A 21,994-nucleotide genomic window follows, 5' to 3' on the forward strand; every position below is an offset into this window, starting at 1 on the left:
GTCTACAGCGCCGGGATATCGCCCCTCGCCCAACCCTCTGATATCTCGGCCCCGCGTGCCTCGAAGCCGCCGGTCTCGATCGCGGCGCGGATATCCTGCATAAGCTTTTGGTAATACGAAAGATTGTTCCAGGTCAGCAGCATCGCGCCGAGCGCCTCCTGCGAGCGCACCAGATGGTGCAGATAGGCACGCGAATAATCCCTGGCTGCCGGGCAGTCGCTCTCTTCATCGAGCGGGCGCGCATCGTCGGCATGGCGGGCGTTGCGCAGGTTGACCTTGCCGCGCCTAGTATAGGCCAGCCCGTGCCGGCCGGCGCGCGTCGGCATCACGCAATCGAACATGTCGATGCCGCGGGCAACCGATTTCAGGATATCGTCCGGGGTTCCCACGCCCATCAGATAGCGTGGCTTGTTATCTGGCAGTTCGGGACAGGTGATGTCGAGCATATCGAGCATCACCGCCTGCGGCTCGCCGACGGCCAAGCCGCCGACAGCATAGCCCTTGAGCTCCATCGCGCTCAGCGCCTGTGCCGAGCGCACCCTGAGCGCCGCGTTGTCACCACCCTGCACGATGCCGAACATCGCTTTGCCGGGCTGGTCGCCGAACGCCTTCTTGCAGCGCTCCGCCCAGCGCAGCGACAGTTCCATGGCGCGCTCGATCTCCTTGATCTCGGCCGGCAGCGCGGTGCATTCATCGAGTTGCATCTGGATGTCGGAATCGAGCAGACCTTGAATTTCGATCGAGCGTTCCGGCGACATCTCGTAGGCCGCGCCATCGATGTGCGAGCGGAACGTGACGCCCTTTTCTGTCAGCTTCCTCAGCTTCGACAGCGACATCACCTGAAAACCGCCGCTATCGGTCAGGATCGGGTGCGGCCAGCGGGCGAATTCGTGCAGACCGCCGAGCCGCGCCACGCGCTCGGCCCCGGGCCGCAGCATCAGGTGATAGGTGTTGCCAAGGATGATGTCGGCGCCAACGCCGCGCACCTGGTCCATGTACATGGCCTTGACCGTGCCACCGGTGCCGACCGGCATGAAGGCCGGCGTACGAATCTCGCCGCGCGGCATGTCGATCAGGCCGCGCCGCGCCTTGCCATCGGTCGCCAACACCCTGAAGGTGAAATTCTCAGCCATTGAATTCCTTGTCGAATACCGGCGCATCCGGCGCCTGCTCGTCGAGCGACTGACGGTATTGGATGCAGCCGCGCATGAATTTTGGCCAGGGCGGCACCGCGATTGACGGCTCGGTCCTTTCCGGCAGCAGGTCCCACAGGTCGGGGTGATGCCAGCAGAGGTCATGATCTGATGTATCGCGGTGCGCGCGAATGCCGGCGCGCAGCCTTTTCACTTCCGCGATCAGCTTGTCGCGGTCGAAGGTCTGCAGATCATCGTCCATCGTTCTCCTCCCTGAACAAAAGACTGGCGTCTCCATAGGAATAGAACCTGTAACCGCTCTCGATGGCATGCGCATAGGCCGCACGCATCGTGTCGAGGCCACTGAAAGCCGAGACCAGCATGAACAGCGTCGAGCGCGGCAGATGGAAGTTGGTCATCAGCATGTCGGCCGTGCGAAAGCGGTAGCCGGGCGTGATGAAGATGTCGGTCGGTCCGGACCACGGCGCCAGCGTGCCGTCTTCACGCGCCGCACTCTCGAGCAGGCGCAGCGAGGTCGTACCGACGGCAATGACGCGCCCGCCCCTCGCCTTCGCCGCATTGAGCGCATCGGCGGTCGCCTGGCTGACCGAGCCGATCTCGGCATGCATCTTATGGTCCGCGGTATCGTCCGCCTTGACCGGCAGGAACGTACCGGCGCCCACATGCAAGGTGACGAAGCGGCGTTCGACCCCTTTGGCGTCCAGCGCCGCGAAAAGCGCCGGCGTGAAGTGCAGGCCCGCGGTGGGCGCCGCTACCGCGCCTTCTTCCCGGGCATAGATGGTCTGGTAGTCGGCACGATCGCGCTCGTCGTCATCGCGCTTCGAGGCGATGTAGGGCGGTAGTGGAATGTGGCCGACCGCGTGCAGCGCTTCGTCGAGGAAAGGACCGGATAGATCAAAGCCGAGCAGCGCTTCGCCGCCCTCGCCTTTTTCGATCACGGTGGCGTCGAGCTGGCCGAGGAAACAGGAATTGCCGTCATGGCCGAAATGGATGCGGTCGCCGGCGGCAATGCGCTTGCCCGGCCGCATGAAGGCCAGCCAGCGGTCCGGCGCCATGCGCATGTGCAGCGTGGCCTCGACCTGCGACTGTGCTTCGCCGCGCCGCCTGATCCCCTTCAACTGCGCCGGAATGACCTTGGTGTCGTTGAAGACCAGCACGTCGCCGGCACGGAGCAAGAATGGCAGGTCGCCAACCGTCCTGTCCTCCAGCCTCTTGCCCGGCTTGACCACCAGCATTTTGGCGCTGTCGCGCGGTTCTGCCGGGCGAAGCGCGATGCGCTCCTCCGGCAGGTCGAAGTCAAAGAGGTCGACGCGCATTGGGACTCAAAACAGCCGAACGAGCAGCGCTCCGGCCAGCAGAAGCACCGCGCCGGCGACGCGGCCGAGCGAGATTTCACGCACGGCGACCCCAAGGAAGCCGACGCGGTCGATGAGCATACCCGCGAGCAGCTGGCCGGCCACCAGGAACGCCATCAGGGCGGCCGCGCCGATGCGCGGCGTCAGGATCGTCGAAAGCGTGACATAGAAGCCGCCAAGCATGCCGCCGGCGACAAACAACCAGGGCGCGGGCGCCTTCCAGTCGAGCGAGATGCCCTGCAGCTTCACCACCGTGACGGAGATGATGCCAAGCACGATCGCGCCCGACAGGAACGAAAACGCTGCCGCCGCGACCGGGAGACCCAAGCCGCGCGCAAGCTGCGAATTGATCGGCGCCTGGATGGCAATGAAGGCGCCGGACAGGATGCCGAGAAGCGACCATACGACGCCCATCATTGTCGTTTGTCCTTACTGGATGTCGGCCGCGACCTTTAGGGACACGATCTTGTCGGGATCCTGCACCGGCTCGCCGCGCTTGATCTTGTCGACATTGTCCATGCCCTCGATGACCTGGCCCCAGACCGTGTACTGGCGGTTGAGGAACGCGGCGTCGTCGAAGCAGATGAAGAACTGCGAATTGGCCGAGTTCGGGTTCTGCGAACGAGCCATCGAGCAGGTGCCGCGGCCGTGGTTTGCGTTGGAGAACTCGGCCTTCAGGTCAGGCTTTTCCGAGCCGCCCATGCCGGCGCGAGACGGCGCGAAGCTGGGCTTGCTGGAATTGCCGAATTTCACGTCGCCGGTCTGCGCCATGAAGCCTTCGATGACGCGGTGGAAGACGACGCCGTCATAGGCGCCTTCACGCGCCAATTCCTTGATGCGGGCGACATGGCCAGGAGCCAAATCGGGAAACAGTTCGATGACGACCTTGCCCTTGGTCGTTTCCATGATGAGCGCGTTCTCGCGGTCCTTGATCTCAGCCATGTCAGATATCCTTTTGTAAAATTGGAACTATTTGTCGGCGGCGATGCGCACTTTGATCATCCGGTCGGGATCGATGACCGTGCCATTGTCCGCCTCGTCGCCCTTCTTGATCTTGTCCACCAGGTCCATGCCGCTGACGACATTGCCGACAATCGTATACTGGCCATCGAGCGGCGGCGCCGGTGCGAACATGATGAAGAACTGCGAATTGGCGGAGTTCGGATCCTGCGAACGGGCCATGCCGACCACGCCGCGCTTGTAATGCTCGGCCTGCGAGAACTCGGCAGGCAGGTCGGGCAGGTCGGAGCCGCCGGTGCCGACGGCCTGGGCATTGAAACCCTTATTCATGTTGCCGAACTTGACGTCGCCGGTCTGCGCCATGAAGCCGTCGATGACACGGTGGAATGCGACATTGTCGTAGGCATGGTCACGCACCAGCTTCTTGATCTGCGCGACATGCTTGGGCGCCAGATCGGGGCGCAGCGCGATGGTCACGTCGCCATCTTTCAGCGTGATGATCATCGTGTTTTCCGGATCTGCGGCATAGGCCGAGACCGATGCGGTCACGAGGCCGACGAGCACAACAAGGAATGAGGCGAGCCTTTTGAGCTGCATGAGGGTTCTCCGAGCTTATTTCGCGAATTTTGCGGTGAGCGCGCCGGCCACGGCCGCCGGCACGAAGGGGCGGATGTCGCCGCCCATCGAGGCTATCTGGCGCACAAGTGTGGCGGTAATGGTGCGCACCGACGGGCTGGCGGGCAGGAAAACCGTCTGCAATTCAGGCGCCATGGTTTCGTTCATGCCGGCCATTTGCATTTCGTAGTCGAGGTCGGTGCCGTCGCGCAGACCGCGGATCATGATCGAGGCGCCTTCTCTCTTGGCCGCATCGATCACCAGCCCATCGAAGGCGACCACCTTGATGCGAGCGCCGTCACGGCCGAATTCGGCCTTCGCGGCGGCTTCGATCAACTGCACCCGATCCTCGAACGAAAACAGCGGCTTCTTGCCCGGATGAATGCCGATCGCGGCATAAACAATGTCGGCAACCGCCAGCGACGCTTTCAGCACATCGAGATGGCCGTTGGTCAGCGGGTCGAAGGAGCCGGCATAAAGGGCGATGCGTTCGGTCATGGCGGAGCTTCTAGCGAGCCTCTATCACAAAGGCAAATCCGATTGGCAGGCGGCCCATGAACCTTTTCCGGCACATGAACGACAGATGAACACGCTGATCACGAAGCCTTCACGCAGCGTTCACTAGGCTGCACCCTTAATAAGATGAAACCAAAGTCCCATATCTCCGTTGTAAGGCGCAGGAGAACACGCACATGCTGATCTACATGCTCGCCACCGCAATGACCGTCGCCATGCTGATCGCCACAGTATTCGGGCTGCATCAGGAAGCACAGCGCATCCGCGTCAAGGCCACCACCAAGCGCTTCGAAGGCTTTGGCCTGCGCAAGCCGTATCGCCACTACTAAGACAGTCCGCAACGCTGCCGCGCCGGCCGACAGGCCGGCGTTGCTATGTCAAACGTACCAGGAACTATTCGGCGTTGTCCGGACCGCTGTCATTCGAATCCGGCCCCGCGCCACCCTCGACGGCCTCTTCCACTTCCTCGTCCGATTGCGGCTCCGAAATCCGCTCGACCGAAACCACCTTTTCACCTTCAGCCGTGTTGAAGATGGTCACGCCCTTGGTGGCGCGGCTGGCGAAACGGATGCCGTTGACGGGTACCCGGATGACGGTGCCGCCATCCGACACCAGCATGATCTGATCGTCATTGCCGACCGGGAAGGTTGCCACCAGCTGGCCGATTTCGGCTGCCTTGGACACGTCGGTGGCACGGATGCCCTTGCCGCCGCGGCCGGTCAGGCGGAAATCGTAGGACGACGAGCGCTTGCCGTATCCATATTCAGTCACCGTCAGCACGTACTGCTCATGCGCCTTGAGGAATTCGTAGCGGTCGTCTGGAAGCTCGGTCTCCTCGCCGATCTCCTCATTGGTGAGCGCGATCTCTTCTTCCTCTCCGGCTGTCTCGGCGGCAAGCCGCCGCTCCGACGCCGCCCGCTTGAGGTAAGCGGCGCGTTCCGCCGGTGAAGCATTGACATGCTCGATCACCGACATGGAGATGATGCGGTCGGTTTCAGCCATGGTTATGCCGCGAACGCCGACGGAATTGCGGCTCTGGAAGACGCGCACGTCGCCGACGGAGAAGCGAATGCACTGGCCCGAATTCGCCGTCAGAAGCACGTCGTCATTGTCGGTGCAGGTCTCGACGCCGAGAATTTCGTCGCCCTCCTCCTCCAGCTTCATGGCGATCTTGCCGTTGCGATTGACCTGGACGAAGTCGGACAATTTGTTGCGGCGCACGGTGCCGCGCGTCGTGGCGAACATCACGTCGAGATCGCCCCAGCTCGTCTCGTCCTCGGGCAGCGGCATGATGGTGGTGATGCGCTCGCCCTGCTCCAGCGGCAGCATGTTGATCAGCGCCTTGCCGCGTGACTGCGGGTTGCCGATCGGCAGCCGCCAGACCTTTTCCTTATAGACGATGCCGCGCGAGGAGAAGAACAGCACCGGCGTGTGGGTGTTGGCCACGAACAGCCGGGTGACGAAATCCTCTTCCTTGGTCGACATGCCGGAGCGGCCCTTGCCGCCGCGGCGCTGCGCCCGATAGAGCGACAGCGGCACGCGCTTGATGTAGCCGGAATGGCTCACCGTCACGACCATGTCCTCGCGCTGGATCAGATCCTCGTCTTCCATGTCCGCGCCGCCATCGGTGAGCTCGGTGCGGCGTGGCGTGCCGAATTCGTCGCGCACGGCGGCGAGCTCGTCCTTGACGATCTGCTGGATGCGCGCGCGCGACGACAGAATGTCGAGGTAGTCCTTGATCTCGTCGCCGATCGTATTCAACTCATCGGCGATTTCGTCGCGGCCAAGCGCGGTCAGGCGCTGCAGGCGCAGTTCGAGGATAGCGCGCGCCTGTTCCTCGGACAGATTGTAGGTGCCGTCCTCGTTGATACGATGGCGCGGATCGTCGATCAGGAGGATCAGCGATTCAACGTCACCCGAGGGCCAGCGCCGCTCCATCAATTGCTCGCGCGCCGTCTGCGGGTCCGGCGCGGTGCGGATCAGCTTGATGACCTCGTCGATGTTGGCGACGGCGATGGCCAGGCCAACCAGCACATGGGCGCGGTCCCGCGCCTTGCGCAGCAGGAACTTCGTCCGCCGGCTGATCACCTCCTCGCGGAAGGTGACGAACGCCTTCAGCATGTCGGTCAGGTTCAGCAGCTCCGGTTTGCCGCCGTTCAGAGCCACCATATTGGCGCCGAAAGAGGTCTGCAGAGGCGTGAACCGGTAGAGCTGATTGAGGACGACGTCGGCAACGGCGTCACGCTTGAGCTCGATGACGACGCGATAACCCTGGCGGTCGCTTTCGTCGCGGATGTCGGAAATGCCCTCGACGCGCTTGTCGCGCACCAGTTCGGCCATCTTCTCGATCATCGAGGCCTTGTTCACCTGGTAGGGAACCTCGGTGATGATGATCGATTCGCGGTCATTGCCGCGCTGTTCGATGTTGACCTTGCCGCGCATGACGATGGAGCCGCGGCCGGTGGAATAGGCGCTGTAGATGCCGGAACGGCCAAGCACGATGCCGCCGGTCGGAAAATCGGGGCCCGGAATGATCTCCATCAGCGCCGGCAGGTCGATCGCCGGATTGTCGATGACGGCAATAGCGGCGTTGCAGACTTCACCGAGATTGTGCGGCGGAATGTTGGTGGCCATGCCGACGGCAATGCCGCCCGAACCGTTGACCAGCAGATTGGGAAAGCGCGCAGGCAGAACCTTCGGCTCGGTGTCCGAAGCATCATAAGTGTCCTGGAAATCGACGGTATCCTTGTCGATGTCCTCCAACAGCTCGTGCGCGACCTTGGTCAGGCGCGATTCGGTGTAGCGCATCGCCGCCGGCGGATCGCCGTCGATCGAACCGAAATTGCCCTGCCCGTCGATCAGCGGCACGCGCAACGACCAGTCCTGCGCCATGCGCACCAGCGCGTCATAGATCGAGGCGTCGCCATGCGGATGGTATTTGCCCATCACGTCGGCTACGGGGCGCGCCGATTTCACATATTTGCGGTTCCAGTGGTAGCCGCTCTCATGGGCGGCATAGAGGATGCGACGGTGCACCGGCTTCAGGCCGTCGCGCACATCGGGCAGCGCACGGCTGACGATCACGCTCATGGCGTAATCGAGATAGGAGCGCTGCATCTCCTCGATGATGGATATCGGCTCGATGCCGCTGGGGCCGCCGTCTGTGCCGCGCGGTGTCTTCTGGTCGGTCAAATCGGATCACAATCTAATCAGGAATCACTCGCTGCTTATATAGGAAGCGAGGCCGAAACTCCAATGTCCGCGGCACTTTTCCAGTGTCAATTTTGGTGGTAATTTCAAATGGATACCACTGATTGCGACGATATGGCCAAGGCGCTTTCGCCGCCACCAAGGCAAAAGCCGGCAATGGACCGTTTTCCCCAGACGAACGCCGCGAGCGCGATCAATTGGACCTCGTGGCAACTTTTCAGCGGCTGCCAACCCGCCCGGACCGATACCGGCCCGGCGTCTCGCCCATGCCCCGCCGAAACCGGCGGTTGAAAGTCGACAGATCGTTGAAGCCGGCTTCGAAAGCAATTGCCGAGATGGCATCGTTGGACGTGCGCAATCGCACCGCCGCGCGATGCAATCGGGTCCTGAGCAGGTACTGATAGGGCGTCATGCCGGCAACCTGCCGGAAGGTGCGCAGGAAATGATAGGGACTGGTCGCGGTCTCATCCGCCAACGCTGGAAGCGAGACCGGTCCGTCGGCATCCAGTTCGATCCGCCTCACCGCCTCGGCAACCCTTTTCTGATCGCGGCGGCTTGGATCGCGACTGGCATGCCTTGCGCCTGAGATTGTCGCCACGGCGGCACCCGCGATGCGCAGGGCGAGTTCCTCGAAGGCGCCTGCGTCGGCCATGTCGCGCGCGGCTTCCGCCTCGGCCAGCAGCGGTGCGATGGCGGGTAACGGCGGCAGGCGGGGCGTCTCGAAAGTAAGCTTCCCAGCGCCCGGTACGTCGGCGACGATCCGGTCCATATAGGCCGGCCCGAAATGGAAGGAGAGGCAACGGTCGCCGCTGCCATGCTCGTGCCCGCATTCGTAGCATGTGCCGGAATTGCCAAGCAGGAGGCTGCCTGGCGCGAGCATTGCGGTGCCTTGCTGTGCGCGATAGCGGAACGTGCCACTGGTGACCGCCGCGACGCAAAAATCCCGATGGACTTCCTCGAACGGCCGATCGCCGGCGCTGGCCGTGCAGATCACATCCGCCACGTGCCAGCCAGGTCCGGATGCAAGGGTATTCGCGGTCGCCGTCATGGCTGAAATATAGCAATTTTTCCCAAGCCCAAAACCCCGGCGGCACCTATTGCTCGCGGTCTCCTGACAAGAAGAGATCGCAGCCATGCCCGACCAATCCACATTTGCCGAAGCCTTGCACAGTCCCGGACCGATCCAAGGGCTTGCCGAAAAACTGAGCCTTTACGGCCGCTTCGTCGGTGCGTGGACGTTTGACGCCGCGCGCCATCTCGAGGACGGCACGGTGCTGACCGGACGCGGCGAGGTGCACTTCGGCTGGGCGCTGGAAGGCCGCGCCATCCAGGATGTCTGGATCCTGCCCGCGCGTGACGCCGGCCCCTCGCCATCGCTTGGCAAATGGACCTTTTACGGCACGACGCTGCGGGTCTATGACCCCGGAATCGATGCCTGGCACATCTTCTGGAGCGACCCGCGCAACCAGTATTTCAGCCGTCAGCTCGGCCGCGCCGAAGGCGGCACGATCGTGCAGGTCGGCGCCGACGGCACTGGTTCCTCGGTACGCTGGAGCTTTTCGCGCATCACCGAGAATTCCTTCCGATGGCTCGGCGAGCGCTCGCATGACGGCGCGGACTGGCACCTCGAAGTCGAGTTCCTGGCGCGTCGTCAATCTGAAAGATGACCCCACAACCCTTAGTAACAATGGAGAAAACCATGTTCGATCATACTCGATCGGCGTTAGCGACGTCACTGCCTCCAAACGTTTCTACGATGCCGCGTTGAGGCCGCTCGGCTTCACTTGCGTCAGCCAATCGCCGGGTTCGCTCGGCTATGGTGTCCAGGCTGTCGCGCCCCAGGCTGTCGCGCTGTGGGTCAACGAGGCGGCGCGCCCGGTGCCGGCGGACGAAAGATCCGGCCTGCATTTCTGCTTCGCCGCGCCGACACGGGATAGCGTCGGTGCCTTTCATGCCGGGGCGTTGCGCGAAGGCGGCAGCGACAATGGCGGACCGGGCCTGCGCGCCGACTATGGCGAGAACTATTACGCGGCCTTCGTTGTCGATCCGGACGGCTATCGCCTGGAGGCCTATTGCGGCGCTGCCGCCTAACCTGCGGTTCTGACTGTTCCCACCGACCGGGCTTTGCTCTACCAATGTGGGTACGGGCTTGGCCCGGCGGGAGGGTCAGCGATGCCGAGTTTCGACAGCCTGTTCAATGCCTTCGTCACCATTCTCGTGACCATCGATCCGCCTGGGCTGGCGCCTCTGTTCCTCGCCGTGACGCGCGGCATGAACCGCGAGGAGCGCAGCCAGGTTTCCGTGCGCGCCTCGGTCATCGGTTTTCTGGTGATGGCGCTGTTTGCGGTGGCCGGCGCATCGATCCTGTCGGTGTTCGGCATCACCTTGCCGGCGTTCCGTGTCGCCGGCGGGTTCCTGCTGTTCTTCATCGCCTTCGAAATGGTGTTCGAGCGCCGGCAGGACCGCAAGGAAAAGATCGGCGACGTCGCCATCACCAAGGACATGATCCACAACATCGCCGCCTTCCCCCTGGCGATCCCGCTGATCGCCGGCCCCGGCGCGATTTCAGCGACGGTGCTGCTCTCAGGCTCGTTTCAGGGTTTTGCGGCGCAGGCGGCCCTGGTCGGCATCATTCTTGTCTGCCTCGTCATAACCTATCTGGTGTTCGTGCTGTCGGAACGCATCGACCGCATCCTCGGCCAGACCGGCCGCTCGATCCTGACCCGCCTGCTCGGGGTTATCCTGGCGGCACTGGCCGTGCAGTTCGTGGCAGATGGCATCAAGGCGCTGATGGCCTCGTAGGCCCGCTTATTTTGCGGTCGTATCGATGACTTCAAAGTCGTGGGTAATCGTCGCGGTCTTGGCCATCATGGCGGAGGCCGAGCAGTATTTTTCGATCGAAAGGTCGATTGCCCGCTTGACCTTGTCGCTGGACAGCGCCCGCCCCTTGACGATGAAATGCATATGGATGCGGGTGAACACTTTGGGATCGGTTTCGGAGCGGTCGGAATCGAGCTCGACCACGCAATCCTCGACGGCCTCGCGCCCCTTTTCGAGGATATGGACGACATCATAGGCCGAGCAGCCGCCGGTGCCGATCAGCACCAGTTCCATCGGGCTCGGTCCCGGCGTCTTGCCTTCCGGGCCTGACGCCGTGCCCAGCACGACCTTGTGGCCGCTGCCGGACTCGCCGACGAAGGTGCGCTCCTCGACCCATTTTACCCGTGCCTTCATCGCCAGTCCTCTTACGTCTCTGATCGCGCCAACGTCAGCTCAAAACCACCATGCAAAACCCCGAAAGTCCATGCGGACCCTCGGGGCATATCAAGTAAAGGCATTCGCTATTTGGTGCGGCTTTCGATCAGAACGGAATTTCGTCGTCCAGTTCGCGCGACGAACCACCGCCACCGCCGCCCCTGGGAGCGTTGCCGCCACCACGGTTGAACCCTTCGTTCGGGCTCGACTGGCCGAAATCGGAACCACGGCTGCTGCCGCCACCGCTGTAGCCGCCAACCTGACCGCCCTCACCCTGGCCACGCGCGTCGAGCATCTGCAACTCGCCGCGGAATTTCTGCAGCACGACTTCGGTCGTGTATTTGTCGGCACCGGTCTGGTCCTGCCATTTGCGCGTCTGCAGCTGGCCCTCGACATAAACCTTCATGCCCTTCTTCAGATACTGCTCCGCCACCTTGGCGATGCCCTCATTGAAGATGACGACGTTATGCCACTCGGTCTTTTCCTTGCGCTCGCCGGAATTCTTGTCGCGCCAGCTTTCCGACGTCGCGATGCGAATGTTGACGACCGGCTCGCCCGAGTTCAGGCGGCGGATTTCAGGGTCAGCGCCGAGATTGCCGACCAGAATGACCTTGTTGACGCTACCCGCCATGATATTTCTCCGCGCTATCCGAAACAAATTTTTGTCGCAGCACCTTACAGGCTACGCACGTCAGCCGCTTGCCAAGGCTGGCTTTTCCCACAAGGTTTTTGTTCCCTTTTCGTTCCTATATGCACCGCCGCCAATTGTCAAGGAATGGCAGCAATGCCGGAACGCCGCATATGGGTCTCAAAACAGCGCTTGCCAAATCGATAAGTATCGACTTATGCTTTTGTCATGATCGAAGCAGAGATTTTCCGCGCCTTGGCCGACCCGACACGCCGCGCCGTCTTTGAGCGTCTCGCCACAAGCGAGATGAGCGTGTCGGAATTGCGCAGCGGCCTGACGGTGTCGCAACCGGCGGTGTCGCAGCATCTGGCGGTGCTGCGGGGCGCCGGCCTCGTGGTCGAGCGGCGGGCCGGCCGCAACGCCTATTATCGTGCGGATCCGCAGGGGCTTGCCCCGCTGCTCTCATGGATCGAACGCTACCGTACCTTCTGGCCGGAGCGCATCGAAAGGCTGAAGACGGTTTTGAAGGACATGGATCAATGAACAGCCAAAGCGAAGTCTCTCCCGATGCGATTGAGTTCGAATGCGATCTTGCCGAGCCGCCGGAAAAGGTTTGGCGGGCGCTGACCGTGCCGGAACTGCTCGCCGCCTGGATGATGCCCAACGACATCAGACCGCAGACCGGCAGCCGCTTTGCCTTCGCCGGTCAAGACGCGGCGATCGAATGCGAGATTCTCGATGCCGAGCCCGAACGCCTGCTGCGCTATTCCTGGCGCGAGCGGTCGGACGATGCCGCGCACCCACTCGACAGCACCGTCACCTTCACACTCGCCCGAACCATTTCCGGCGGCACGCATCTGCGCATCGTCCATGACGGCTTTGCTCGCAAGGCGATGCCGGCCGTGGCCATGGCGGGGGCAGGCTGCCGGCTTTCGCTGCACGGGACCGGCACGCCTCTAGCCGCGAACACCCCACGCCTTCTGCTGCTGCACGCGGCTTGAACACGGAAAATTGGAGACAGAAAAATGGGCGGTGTTGCCAGTCTTGTGCCGATGGTAATCGAGCAATCGAGCCGCGGCGAACGCGCATTCGACATTTTTTCGCGGCTGCTGCGCGAGCGCATCGTCTTCGTCAACGGGGAGATTAACGATGACGTCTCGGCGCTGGTCTGCGCGCAGCTTTTGTCGCTGGAGTCGGACAATCCCGAGAAGGAGATCTCGCTCTACATCAACTCGCCCGGCGGCATGGTGACCAGCGGCTTCGCCATCTACGACACCATGCAGTATATCAGCTGCCCGGTGTCGACCGTATGCATGGGCTTTGCCGCGTCGATGGGATCGTTCCTGCTGATGGCGGGCACCGCCGGGCGCCGCATCGCACTACCCAACGCCACCATCCTGCTACATCAGCCGCTGGGCGGCTTCCAGGGCCAGGCTTCCGACATCCAGCGGCACGCCGAACGCATCGGCCAGACCAAACGCCACATGACCGAACTCTACGCCCAGCATTGCGGCCGCAGCTATGAAGACGTCGAGCGCACGCTCGACCGCGACCATTTCATGACCGCCCGCGAGGCCCAGGCCTGGGGCATCGTCGACCATGTGTTCGACACCCGCAAAAAGGCTGCGTAAGACCAGAGTGAGGTCAAATCCTGCTGCTTGTCGAAGATTTGACGATGCCGCTCTGGCTCCGGTGGCGGCAGGCCCCTATAACAAGGGATGACCGACACTCATCGATCAAGAACATCGCACCGTGTCACGGCCGCCATGGTGCTTGCTATCGTCGGCCTTGTGTCCAGGTCGGCACTTGCCGACGAGGCCTCGTCGTCGGTTCGGAAAGGCGCCCTGCCCGGCGTAACCGGCGACTATCGCATCGCAAAGCCGGCCCCGGTGCCCGAACCCGACGACGCGTTCCCCAGCAGCGGCAACGGGCAGTTCAAGATCGGCAATACCGATGTCAGGATTTCCGGCAGCATCACCGTCGATGTCGGAGTTGGCGGGACCAAGCCACCCAGATAGGCAAAGATCGGGCCTTCCAACTGGAGCCCGCCAAAAGAACAGCCCCGCCGTGCCTTGGGCAAACGGACGGGGCTTTTCTGGATCTCAAATCCATTTTTGCCGGGAGTGTACTGCCGGCGTTTGATTTCGGATGCTTCGCGGCATTCAGCCGACGATCCGACTAGCAGTCTCTGATTTTCAGGGATACGGCAGGTCACGGTTTGTCGGGTGGCGCAAACGCCTGCCCTCGGCACTTATGCCTGCCGCGGCTCCAGTAACAACTGGAGCCCTGGGGGACTATCCGGTGGCGTCATGCTCCGCTCCTCTTGTCCGTTGCGACATTGTCGTCGTGAAGCGCAAATCGCAAATGCCTGCGGCGTCTCGCAGGCCGCCTTGGGGCGGCGAGGCCATCGATAGACGGCCGGCTTCGCTGACTTCGCAAGACTGCTCCCGTGAGTTGGCCGCGTCAACCATCAATAGCCGGTTACGGAAAAATGTGATCGCCGGGAGCTTACGTTCGGGTCAGCTTCCGCACAGCTTTGTCAGGAGCGTGTTCGGCCTTTGTTCTTTCCGCTTGCCCCCTCGCGCGAAAGGCGGTTAAACGACTTCTGTCGAGAATTGTGGCGTCTCTCGACGTGGCGGCAAAAATAACTACATAGGGAATGGCCGGGGAAACCCGCCGATCCCACAAATTCCAGATCTGAGGCGGCGACCTGACATGGCCGACCATAAATATCTTTCCATTCGCGGGGCGCGCGAACACAATCTGAAGAATGTCGATCTCGACCTGCCGCGTGACAGCCTGATCGTCATGACCGGCCTGTCGGGCTCCGGCAAATCGTCGCTTGCTTTCGACACCATCTATGCAGAAGGCCAGCGTCGCTATGTCGAGAGCCTCTCGGCCTATGCCCGGCAATTCCTCGAAATGATGCAGAAGCCGGACGTCGACCAGATCGACGGCCTGTCGCCGGCCATCTCGATCGAGCAGAAGACCACGTCGAAGAACCCGCGTTCGACGGTCGGTACCGTCACCGAGATCTACGACTATATGCGCCTTCTGTTTGCCCGCGTCGGCGTGCCCTATTCGCCGGCCACCGGCCTGCCGATCGAGAGCCAGACGGTCAGCCAGATGGTCGACCGGGTGCTGGCCGTCGAGGAAGGCACGCGCCTGTTCCTGCTGGCGCCCATCGTGCGCGGCCGCAAGGGCGAATATCGCAAGGAACTGCTGGAGTTGCAGAAGAAGGGCTTCCAGCGCGTCAAGGTCGACGGCGTCTTCTATGAAATCGCCGATGTGCCGGCGCTGGACAAGAAATACAAGCACGACATCGACGTCGTCGTCGACCGCATCGTCGTTCGCGGCGACCTTGCCACAAGGCTTGCCGACTCCATCGAGACGGCGCTGAAGCTGGCCGAGGGGCTGGCAGTGGCCGAGTTCGCCGACAGGCCGCTCGATGCCAGCCAGACTGGCGAGGATTCGGTCAACAAGTCGAAGAACGAGACGCATGAGCGCATCCTGTTCTCGGAAAAGTTCGCCTGCCCGGTTTCCGGCTTCACCATTCCGGAAATCGAGCCCAGGCTGTTCTCCTTCAACAACCCGTTTGGCGCCTGCCCGACCTGCGACGGTCTCGGCAGCCAGCGCGCCATCGACCCCAACCTCGTGGTGCCGGACGAGAACGTGTCGCTGCGCGACGGCGCCGTCAGCCCATGGGCGAAATCGACCTCGCCCTATTACTCGCAGACGCTCGAGGCATTGGGCAAGGCGTACGACTTCAAGCTCGGCGACAAGTTCAAGGATCTTTCAGCGCAAGCCCAGGAAGCGATCCTGCGCGGCACCGGCGAGCGCGAGATCACCTTCCAGTATGATGACGGCCTGCGCTCCTACAAGACGACCAAGACCTTCGAAGGCGTCATCCCCAATCTCGAGCGCCGCTGGAAGGAGACCGAATCCGCCTGGATGCGCGAGGAGATCGAGCGTTTCATGTCGGCAACGCCCTGCCCGGTCTGCAAGGGCTACCGGCTGAAGCCGGAGGCGCTGGCGGTGAAGATCGCCGGCAAGCACATTGGCGAAGTGACGGAACAGTCGATCCGCAACGCCGACAAATGGTTCACCGACCTGCCGGCGCAGCTCAACGACAAGCAGAACGAGATCGCTGTCCGCGTCCTGAAGGAAATCCGCGAGCGTCTGCGCTTCCTCAACGATGTCGGGCTCGACTATCTCACCTTGTCGCGCAATTCCGGCACGCTGTCGGGTGGCGAAAGCCAGCGCATCCGGCTGGCCTCGCAGATCGGCTCAGGCCTGACCGGCGTGCTCTACGTGCTGGACGAGCCGTCGATCGGCCTGCACCAGCGCGACAATACCCGCCTGCTCGACACGCTCAAGCACCTGCGCGACATCGGCAACACCGTGATCGTCGTCGAGCATGACGAGGACGCCATCCTGCATGCCGACTATGTCGTCGATATGGGTCCGGCCGCCGGCATCCATGGCGGCGTGATCATCGCCCAGGGCACGCCGCAGCAGGTGATGGCCAATCCCAATTCGATCACCGGCAAATATCTGTCGGGCGCGCTCGAAGTGGCAACGCCCGGCGTGCGCCGCGAGGCGAAGAAAAACCGGCGGCTGAAGATCGTCGGCGCGCGCGGCAACAATCTGAAGAACGTCACCGCCGAAATCCCGCTCGGCACTTTCACCGCCGTCACCGGCGTGTCGGGCGGCGGCAAGTCGACCTTCCTGATCGAGACGCTGTTCAAGGCGGCCTCGCGCCGCATCATGGGCTCACGCGAGCATCCGGCCGAGCATGACCGCATCGAGGGATTGGAGTTCCTCGACAAGGTCATCGACATCGACCAGTCGCCGATCGGCCGCACGCCGCGTTCGAACCCCGCCACCTATACCGGCGCCTTCACGCCGATCCGCGACTGGTTCGCCGGGCTACCGGAAGCGAAGGCGCGCGGCTATCAGCCCGGCCGTTTCTCCTTCAACGTCAAGGGCGGCCGCTGCGAGGCCTGCCAAGGCGACGGCGTCATCAAGATCGAGATGCACTTTTTGCCCGACGTCTACGTCACCTGCGACGTCTGTCACGGCAAGCGCTACAACAGGGAGACGCTCGACGTGCTGTTCAAGGGCAAGTCGATCGCCGACGTGCTCGACATGACCGTCGAGGAAGGCGTCGATTTCTTCGCCGCCGTACCCGGCGTACGCGACAAGCTGGAGACGCTGAAGCAGGTCGGCCTTGGTTACATCCATATCGGCCAGCAGGCGACGACGCTGTCCGGCGGTGAAGCGCAGCGCATCAAGCTCGCCAAGGAACTGTCGCGCAAGGCGACCGGCAAGACGCTCTACATCCTCGACGAACCGACCACAGGCCTGCACTTCCACGACGTCGCCAAGCTGCTGGAAGTGCTGCACGAACTGGTCGACCAGGGCAATACCGTCGTCGTCATCGAGCACAATCTCGAAGTGATAAAAACCGCAGACTGGGTGCTCGACCTCGGCCCCGAGGGCGGTGATGGCGGCGGCGAACTGGTCGCCTCGGGCACGCCGGAAGCGATCGTGCGCGAAAAGCGCAGCTACACCGGCCAGTTCCTGAAGGAACTGCTGGAGCGACGCCCCGGAGGCAAACGCGAAGCGGCGGAGTGATGGGTAAGGATGATCTCATCACGGTCCAGAGCAGCTTTGGCATGAGGCTTGCCGGCCCCGAAAATCTCGCCGCGATCGTCGCGCTGACGCAAGCCGCCTACGCTCCCTACAATGCCATACTCGATGCACCGCCGATCCCCGTTACCGAGGACTACGCGCCGCGTATTGCCCTGGGCCAGGTCTGGCTGCTGGGGAGCGGCGATGAACTTGCCGGAGTGATCACGCTGGAGCGGCATGAAGATCACGCGATGATCTTCTCCGTCGCGGTGTCGCCTGCCTTCCAGGGCAAGGGGTTCGGTATTGCATTGCTGAAGCACGCTGACGAGCAGGCGCGGCAGTGGGGCCTGCCGGAGATACGGCTCTACACCAATGCGAAAATGGAACGAAACATCGCGCTCTATCTCGCTTACGGCTATCGCGAAACGGGTCGCCGGCCCAATCCCTACCGGCCAGGGTGGATACTCGTCGACATGGCCAAACCCGTCGACAACAGATCCACCACGGCCTGATCGCTTTTAGATATCTGGGAGGACGACAATGAGCAAATCGGGAACAATCCGCGCCGGCATGGGCGGCTGGACCTTCGAACCCTGGGACACGTCCTTCTATCCGGACAAGCTGTCGAAGGCCAAGCAGCTGCAATACGCCAGCCGCCAGGTGCCGAGCATCGAGGTCAACGGCACTTATTATTCGAGCTTCAAGGAGCCGACCTTCGTCAAATGGGCCAACGAAGCACCTGACAATTTCGTCTATTCGCTGAAAGGCAACCGCTTCGTTACCAACCGGCGCGTGCTGGGCGAGGCCGGTGACTCGATGATGCGTTTCCTGGGTTCCGGCGTTGCCGCGCTCGGCGACAAGCTGGGACCGATCCTGTGGCAGTTCGCTCCGACCAAGAAGTTCGATCCGGACGATTTCGAGGCGTTTCTGAAGCTGCTGCCGGAAAAGCAGGATGGTGTCGCGCTGCGCCACGCGCTGGAAGTGCGCAACGACAGTTTCATCGTGCCGGAATTCCCAGCGCTCGCCCGCAAATACAAGGCGGCGATCGTCTATGCCGATCATGCCAAATATCCTGACATCGCCGACATCACTGGCGATTTCATCTACGCCCGGCTGCAGACCGGCTCGGATGACAATCCGGACTGCTACACGCCAAAGGGCCTCGACGAATGGGCGGCGCGGGCCAAGATCTGGGCGCAAGGCAAGCAGCCGGCGGATCTGCGGCGCGCCGACCCTGCCAGCGACGCGCCGGTCCAACCGCGCGACGTGTTCGTCTACTTCATCACCGAGGGCAAGGTGCGGGCGCCGTTCGGGGCGATGGCATTGATGAGGCGCGTAGCCGACTGAAAAGGCATCAGTTGGTTTCCAGCCACACACAATAGGCGCATAGCCTGTGCGTATTAGCGTAGCAAAGCGCCTGTTCCTGGGCATCTTCGCCACGATCGTAACCTTATCGACACTTCCTTGCCGCATGAATGCGCCGACGCCAAGCCGCAGAGCTGGGGCCGCCGCCGGCAGGGAAAGAGGGCATGTCGCTCGACTACACGTCACTTCTGCTGGCCGTCGGTTTCTCGGCCGCTTGCCTCAGCCTGACATTGTTCGGCATGTGGCTGACCGCCCGCTCGGAAAAATTCCTGCTGACATGGGCGATCAGCCTGGTGTTCGTGGTCGGCGATATTGTTATCTATGACGCCTATATCGGGATGCCGGGACGCCTGCTCGGCATCGCCACCTCCGCGTTTCTGCTGATCGGCTTTTCGACCATGCTGGGTGCGGCCTATCAGTTCCGAACCGGCGCCTCGCCACTGCCGCGGACCCTGTGGGGTTGCTATTCCCTGGCGATAGCGTTGCCCCCCATGGCTCTGGGCTACGATGGCCTCGGCTTCGTGGCAGAGAACATGTTTGCCGCCGTGCTCCTGTTCGCCACGGCTTTCGAATACTGGAAGGGCCGTGATGAGGCACCCGCCCTGACGATCGGCATCACCGCGCTCTATTCGGCCACGGCCACCTCCTTCGGGCTCTGCGCCATGGTTCTCGCCTGGGAAGGAAAACTGGTGCTCGGACATGCACCAAGCAACTGGGCCGAGGAGTTCAGCCTCGTCGTGGTTATCGCCAGCATGACAGGTATTGGCGCGCTCTCGCTTGCCCTCAATCAGGGGCGTCTGGCGAGGCACCACCATCGCAACGCCCAGACGGATTCCCTGACCGGCCTGCTCAACCGGCGCGCGCTGTTCGACATGCATGGCCATGTCCCGGTCGGCGCCTTTACCGCGGTGGTCGTCTTCGACCTCGACAACTTCAAAACCATCAACGACGAATTCGGCCATGCGGCGGGCGATGAAGTGCTGAGGGTGTTCGCCAACGAGTTGGTAGCCAACCTTCGACCGGCCGACGTCGCCGCGCGCATGGGCGGCGAGGAATTCGCGCTGGTACTGAAGCGCACGCTGCCGGAGGCGGTCGAGGAAGCAGCCGAGCGTATCCGGGCGGCTTTCGCGACGCGACTGATAGAAACCGAAACCGGTTCCCTCACCTGTACGGTCAGCGCCGGATTTGCGTTTGGCAGCAAAGAGGGGATCAGCCTGGACAAGGTACTCAGCGCCGCCGACAAGGCGCTCTATGACGCCAAGCGCGGAGGCCGCAACCGCGTCACCGCCTCGCCATTCCGACGCGCGAGCTAAACGCGCGTATCATGCCAAGCCCGCCGGGCGACATGCATTAGGCCGCCATGACGATTTCATTGAAGGTATCGAGATCGACATAGAAGACCTTGGTGATCTCCTCGATCAGGTCGTCGTAGTCACAGCCCTGTGACCTCAGAATGTTGATGGCGGCGATGATGTCGACGCGTTCGGTAAGCCGCCGCTTCTGGTAGTCTTCGACGTAACGTTCCATGGCTGTCCCTTAGCCTGTGTGCCCAAACGCGTTTGAACGACAATCAGATCGGGAAGGTAGGAAGCCTTGCTTGCGTGGAACTTGCAGGGCCTTTGCCGCGCCGCGATCTGCGATAACCAGACTGATACGGAAACGGCCGACTCACAAAGCCACGGAAACACTAGCATGCGATATTGCATGTGCCAGAGACGCAGATGATGGATGTAGGAAATATTGGTCTTGCCAATAACTTCAAATCTTCAATGAAGTCTGGCGCCGATTCTAGACCGTGAGGAATTTGCGGACATCAGCCCGGTCTAAATCTTCCGCTGGGCCGGTGTGGACGATCTGGCCGCGATCCATGATGTTGACCTCGTCGGCGAGTTCGCGGCAGAAATCGAGATACTGTTCGACCAGCAGCACCGCAATGCCGGCCTGGTCGCGCAGATAGCGTATGGCGCGGCCGATATCCTTGATGACAGAGGGCTGGATGCCTTCGGTCGGCTCGTCGAGCACCAGCAGCTTCGGCCGCATCACGAGTGCCCTGCCGATGGCGAGCTGCTGTTGCTGGCCGCCGGAAAGATCGCCGCCACGGCGGCCAAGCATCTGCTTCAGCACCGGAAACAGCTCGAAGACGTGCGCAGGCACGTTGCGGTCGGCGCGCTTCAAGGGCGCGAAGCCGGACTCGAGATTTTCCCGCACGCTGAGCAGCGGAAAGATCTCCCTGCCCTGCGGCACGAATGCGATGCCCGACCGGGCGCGGTCATACGCCGCGCTCCGGTCGAGCGCCTTCCCCTCGAAGGCAACGCTTCCGCTCGTCAGCCGGTTATGGCCGACGATCGATCTCATCAAACTGGTCTTGCCGACGCCGTTGCGGCCGAGCACGCAGGTGATTTTGCCCGCACCCGCCTTCAGCGACACCCCGCGCAACGCCTGGGCGGCGCCGTAGTGCAGCGTGGCATTGGAAACCTCGAGCATGTCAGCGCCTTCTCCAGAACCGAAGAAACGACATGTCGAAGTGATGGAATTGCACCCGCCAGACCATGCTCATCTCCCCAGATAGACTTCGACGACGCGCTCGTCGGCCGAAACGAAATCGAGCGTCCCTTCCGAGAGCACCGAGCCTTCATGCAGGCAGGTAACCTTGACGCCGAGTTCGCGGACGAAATGCATGTCGTGTTCGACGACAATGACTGAGTGGTCACGGGCGATATCCCTGAGCAGCCGCGCGGTTTCCTCGGTCTCGGCATCGGTCATACCGGCCACCGGCTCGTCGACCAGCAGCAGCTTCGGGTCCTGCGCGAGAAGCATGCCGATCTCCAGCCACTGTTTTTGCCCATGGCTGAGATTGGCCGCCAATTCCCTGCGTTTGTCGCCCAACCGGATGATGCCAAGGATGTCATCGATCTGCCGCGCCTCGGCGGGCGATTGGCGATGGAACAGCGCCGGGAAGATCGAACGCGGCCCCTTCAGCGCCAGCATCAGGTTTTCTTCGATCGTGTGGCTTTCGAAAACGGTCGGCTTCTGGAATTTGCGGCCGATGCCCATCATGGCTATCTCGGCTTCGTCATGCCTGGTCAGGTCCACCTGGCCGTCGAAGAACACTTCGCCCTCATCCGGCCTCGTCTTGCCGGTGACGATGTCCATCATCGTCGTCTTGCCGGCGCCGTTGGGGCCGATGATGGCGCGCATCTCGCCCTTGTCGAGCACCAGGGACAGATTGTTGATGGCGCGAAAGCCGTCGAAGGACACTGAGACGCCGTCGAGATAGAGGATAGTGTTGGATTTGCTCATGG

General features: G+C 62.4%; 25 protein-coding genes and 1 pseudogene. 12 read left to right on the top strand and 14 right to left on the bottom strand.

Annotated features, from left to right (window positions below):
• Positions 1 to 2: 2 nt before the first annotated feature.
• The 7 genes from tgt to coaD all read right to left on the bottom strand — a co-directional run bounded on the left by tgt (position 3) and on the right by coaD (position 4,582).
• On the bottom strand, positions 3 to 1,133 hold the full coding sequence (tgt, locus tag LB571_RS21090) for a tRNA guanosine(34) transglycosylase Tgt (RefSeq protein ID WP_224597655.1): 1,131 nt from the start codon (positions 1,131 to 1,133) through the stop codon (positions 3 to 5).
• On the bottom strand, positions 1,126 to 1,395 hold the full coding sequence (locus LB571_RS21095; protein ID WP_224597658.1) for a hypothetical protein: 270 nt from the start codon (positions 1,393 to 1,395) through the stop codon (positions 1,126 to 1,128). Before LB571_RS21095 ends, tgt begins: the two co-directional genes overlap by 8 nt.
• Positions 1,385 to 2,470 (bottom strand): tRNA preQ1(34) S-adenosylmethionine ribosyltransferase-isomerase QueA, encoded by a 1,086-nt coding sequence (queA, locus tag LB571_RS21100; RefSeq protein WP_224597660.1) that lies wholly within the window; start codon positions 2,468 to 2,470, stop codon positions 1,385 to 1,387. The genes LB571_RS21095 and queA overlap by 11 nt, the downstream gene beginning before the upstream one ends.
• A 6-nt stretch (positions 2,471 to 2,476) precedes the next feature.
• On the bottom strand, positions 2,477 to 2,926 hold the full coding sequence (locus tag LB571_RS21105) for a DMT family transporter (protein WP_015317721.1): 450 nt from the start codon (positions 2,924 to 2,926) through the stop codon (positions 2,477 to 2,479).
• Positions 2,927 to 2,938: 12 nt separating this feature from the next.
• Positions 2,939 to 3,451, bottom strand: a complete 513-nt coding sequence (locus tag LB571_RS21110; RefSeq protein ID WP_140726865.1) for a peptidylprolyl isomerase — start codon at positions 3,449 to 3,451, stop codon at positions 2,939 to 2,941.
• 27 nt (positions 3,452 to 3,478) lie between these two features.
• The gene (locus tag LB571_RS21115) at positions 3,479 to 3,973 is read right to left on the bottom strand and encodes a peptidylprolyl isomerase (RefSeq protein ID WP_411961388.1); all 495 of its coding nucleotides are present in this window, start codon (positions 3,971 to 3,973) and stop codon (positions 3,479 to 3,481) included.
• Positions 3,974 to 4,081: 108 nt separating this feature from the next.
• Positions 4,082 to 4,582 carry a pantetheine-phosphate adenylyltransferase gene (gene coaD / locus LB571_RS21120; protein WP_224597666.1) on the bottom strand — a complete coding sequence of 167 codons (501 nt, stop codon included), beginning with the start codon at positions 4,580 to 4,582 and terminating at the stop codon, positions 4,082 to 4,084.
• A gap of 194 nt (positions 4,583 to 4,776) precedes the next feature.
• On the opposite strand from coaD, the gene LB571_RS21125 reads away from it, so the two are divergent.
• Entirely contained in the window at positions 4,777 to 4,929 is a 153-nt protein-coding gene (locus LB571_RS21125) for a hypothetical protein (protein ID WP_015317717.1), read from the top strand.
• 64 nt (positions 4,930 to 4,993) lie between these two features.
• Here LB571_RS21125 and gyrA read toward each other — a convergent pair whose 3' ends face one another.
• Together gyrA and LB571_RS21135 are read right to left on the bottom strand one after the other, a co-directional pair.
• Positions 4,994 to 7,792: a DNA gyrase subunit A gene (gyrA, locus tag LB571_RS21130; protein ID WP_224527805.1), complete on the bottom strand. Its 2,799-nt coding sequence runs from the start codon at positions 7,790 to 7,792 to the stop codon at positions 4,994 to 4,996.
• Between the two features lie 235 nt (positions 7,793 to 8,027).
• Entirely contained in the window at positions 8,028 to 8,858 is an 831-nt protein-coding gene (locus LB571_RS21135) for a helix-turn-helix transcriptional regulator (RefSeq protein ID WP_224597669.1), read from the bottom strand.
• Between the two features lie 85 nt (positions 8,859 to 8,943).
• Here LB571_RS21135 and LB571_RS21140 point away from each other — a divergent pair, with 85 nt between their 5' ends.
• From LB571_RS21140 to LB571_RS21150, 3 genes and pseudogenes are all read left to right on the top strand, one after another.
• On the top strand, positions 8,944 to 9,477 hold the full coding sequence (locus LB571_RS21140; RefSeq protein WP_140726854.1) for a hypothetical protein: 534 nt from the start codon (positions 8,944 to 8,946) through the stop codon (positions 9,475 to 9,477).
• A 32-nt stretch (positions 9,478 to 9,509) separates the two neighbouring features.
• A pseudogene (locus tag LB571_RS21145) lies at positions 9,510 to 9,901 on the top strand (VOC family protein).
• Between the two features lie 81 nt (positions 9,902 to 9,982).
• The gene (locus tag LB571_RS21150) at positions 9,983 to 10,612 is read left to right on the top strand and encodes a MarC family protein (protein ID WP_015317712.1); all 630 of its coding nucleotides are present in this window, start codon (positions 9,983 to 9,985) and stop codon (positions 10,610 to 10,612) included.
• 6 nt (positions 10,613 to 10,618) lie between these two features.
• Here the strand turns inward: LB571_RS21150 and LB571_RS21155 are convergent, their stop codons facing one another.
• Entirely contained in the window at positions 10,619 to 11,044 is a 426-nt protein-coding gene (locus LB571_RS21155; protein ID WP_015317711.1) for an OsmC family protein, read from the bottom strand.
• A gap of 127 nt (positions 11,045 to 11,171) precedes the next feature.
• The gene (locus LB571_RS21160; protein ID WP_023773877.1) at positions 11,172 to 11,696 is read right to left on the bottom strand and encodes a single-stranded DNA-binding protein; all 525 of its coding nucleotides are present in this window, start codon (positions 11,694 to 11,696) and stop codon (positions 11,172 to 11,174) included.
• A gap of 225 nt (positions 11,697 to 11,921) precedes the next feature.
• On the opposite strand from LB571_RS21160, the gene LB571_RS21165 reads away from it, so the two are divergent.
• The 8 genes from LB571_RS21165 to LB571_RS21200 all read left to right on the top strand — a co-directional run bounded on the left by LB571_RS21165 (position 11,922) and on the right by LB571_RS21200 (position 20,005).
• A complete protein-coding gene (locus tag LB571_RS21165) occupies positions 11,922 to 12,236 on the top strand; it encodes an ArsR/SmtB family transcription factor (RefSeq protein ID WP_015317709.1) in 315 nt (104 codons plus the stop codon).
• Positions 12,233 to 12,694 carry an SRPBCC family protein gene (locus LB571_RS21170; RefSeq protein WP_140664213.1) on the top strand — a complete coding sequence of 154 codons (462 nt, stop codon included), beginning with the start codon at positions 12,233 to 12,235 and terminating at the stop codon, positions 12,692 to 12,694. The genes LB571_RS21165 and LB571_RS21170 overlap by 4 nt, the downstream gene beginning before the upstream one ends.
• A gap of 24 nt (positions 12,695 to 12,718) precedes the next feature.
• Positions 12,719 to 13,324 (top strand): ATP-dependent Clp protease proteolytic subunit, encoded by a 606-nt coding sequence (locus LB571_RS21175; RefSeq protein WP_015317707.1) that lies wholly within the window; start codon positions 12,719 to 12,721, stop codon positions 13,322 to 13,324.
• A gap of 87 nt (positions 13,325 to 13,411) precedes the next feature.
• On the top strand, positions 13,412 to 13,711 hold the full coding sequence (locus LB571_RS21180) for a hypothetical protein (protein WP_140664216.1): 300 nt from the start codon (positions 13,412 to 13,414) through the stop codon (positions 13,709 to 13,711).
• Positions 13,712 to 14,408: 697 nt separating this feature from the next.
• Positions 14,409 to 17,330, top strand: a complete 2,922-nt coding sequence (uvrA, locus tag LB571_RS21185) for an excinuclease ABC subunit UvrA (protein WP_224597672.1) — start codon at positions 14,409 to 14,411, stop codon at positions 17,328 to 17,330.
• Between the two features lie 41 nt (positions 17,331 to 17,371).
• The gene (locus LB571_RS21190) at positions 17,372 to 17,839 is read left to right on the top strand and encodes a GNAT family N-acetyltransferase (RefSeq protein WP_224597714.1); all 468 of its coding nucleotides are present in this window, start codon (positions 17,372 to 17,374) and stop codon (positions 17,837 to 17,839) included.
• Between the two features lie 28 nt (positions 17,840 to 17,867).
• The gene (locus tag LB571_RS21195; RefSeq protein WP_224597675.1) at positions 17,868 to 18,674 is read left to right on the top strand and encodes a DUF72 domain-containing protein; all 807 of its coding nucleotides are present in this window, start codon (positions 17,868 to 17,870) and stop codon (positions 18,672 to 18,674) included.
• A gap of 182 nt (positions 18,675 to 18,856) precedes the next feature.
• Positions 18,857 to 20,005, top strand: a complete 1,149-nt coding sequence (locus LB571_RS21200; RefSeq protein WP_224597678.1) for a sensor domain-containing diguanylate cyclase — start codon at positions 18,857 to 18,859, stop codon at positions 20,003 to 20,005.
• A gap of 37 nt (positions 20,006 to 20,042) precedes the next feature.
• Here LB571_RS21200 and LB571_RS21205 read toward each other — a convergent pair whose 3' ends face one another.
• From LB571_RS21205 to urtD, 3 genes are all read right to left on the bottom strand, one after another.
• Positions 20,043 to 20,219 (bottom strand): hypothetical protein, encoded by a 177-nt coding sequence (locus LB571_RS21205; protein ID WP_013531844.1) that lies wholly within the window; start codon positions 20,217 to 20,219, stop codon positions 20,043 to 20,045.
• Between the two features lie 261 nt (positions 20,220 to 20,480).
• Positions 20,481 to 21,176, bottom strand: a complete 696-nt coding sequence (gene urtE / locus LB571_RS21210) for an urea ABC transporter ATP-binding subunit UrtE (protein ID WP_015317701.1) — start codon at positions 21,174 to 21,176, stop codon at positions 20,481 to 20,483.
• A 69-nt stretch (positions 21,177 to 21,245) separates the two neighbouring features.
• Positions 21,246 to 21,992, bottom strand: coding sequence for an urea ABC transporter ATP-binding protein UrtD (urtD, locus tag LB571_RS21215; RefSeq protein WP_015317700.1), 747 nt, complete (start codon positions 21,990 to 21,992; stop codon positions 21,246 to 21,248).
• Positions 21,993 to 21,994: the final 2 nt, after the last annotated feature.

The sequence above is a fragment of the Mesorhizobium sp. BR1-1-4 genome, from assembly GCF_020165375.1.
In the GTDB taxonomy this organism is placed as follows: domain Bacteria; phylum Pseudomonadota; class Alphaproteobacteria; order Rhizobiales; family Rhizobiaceae; genus Mesorhizobium; species Mesorhizobium australicum.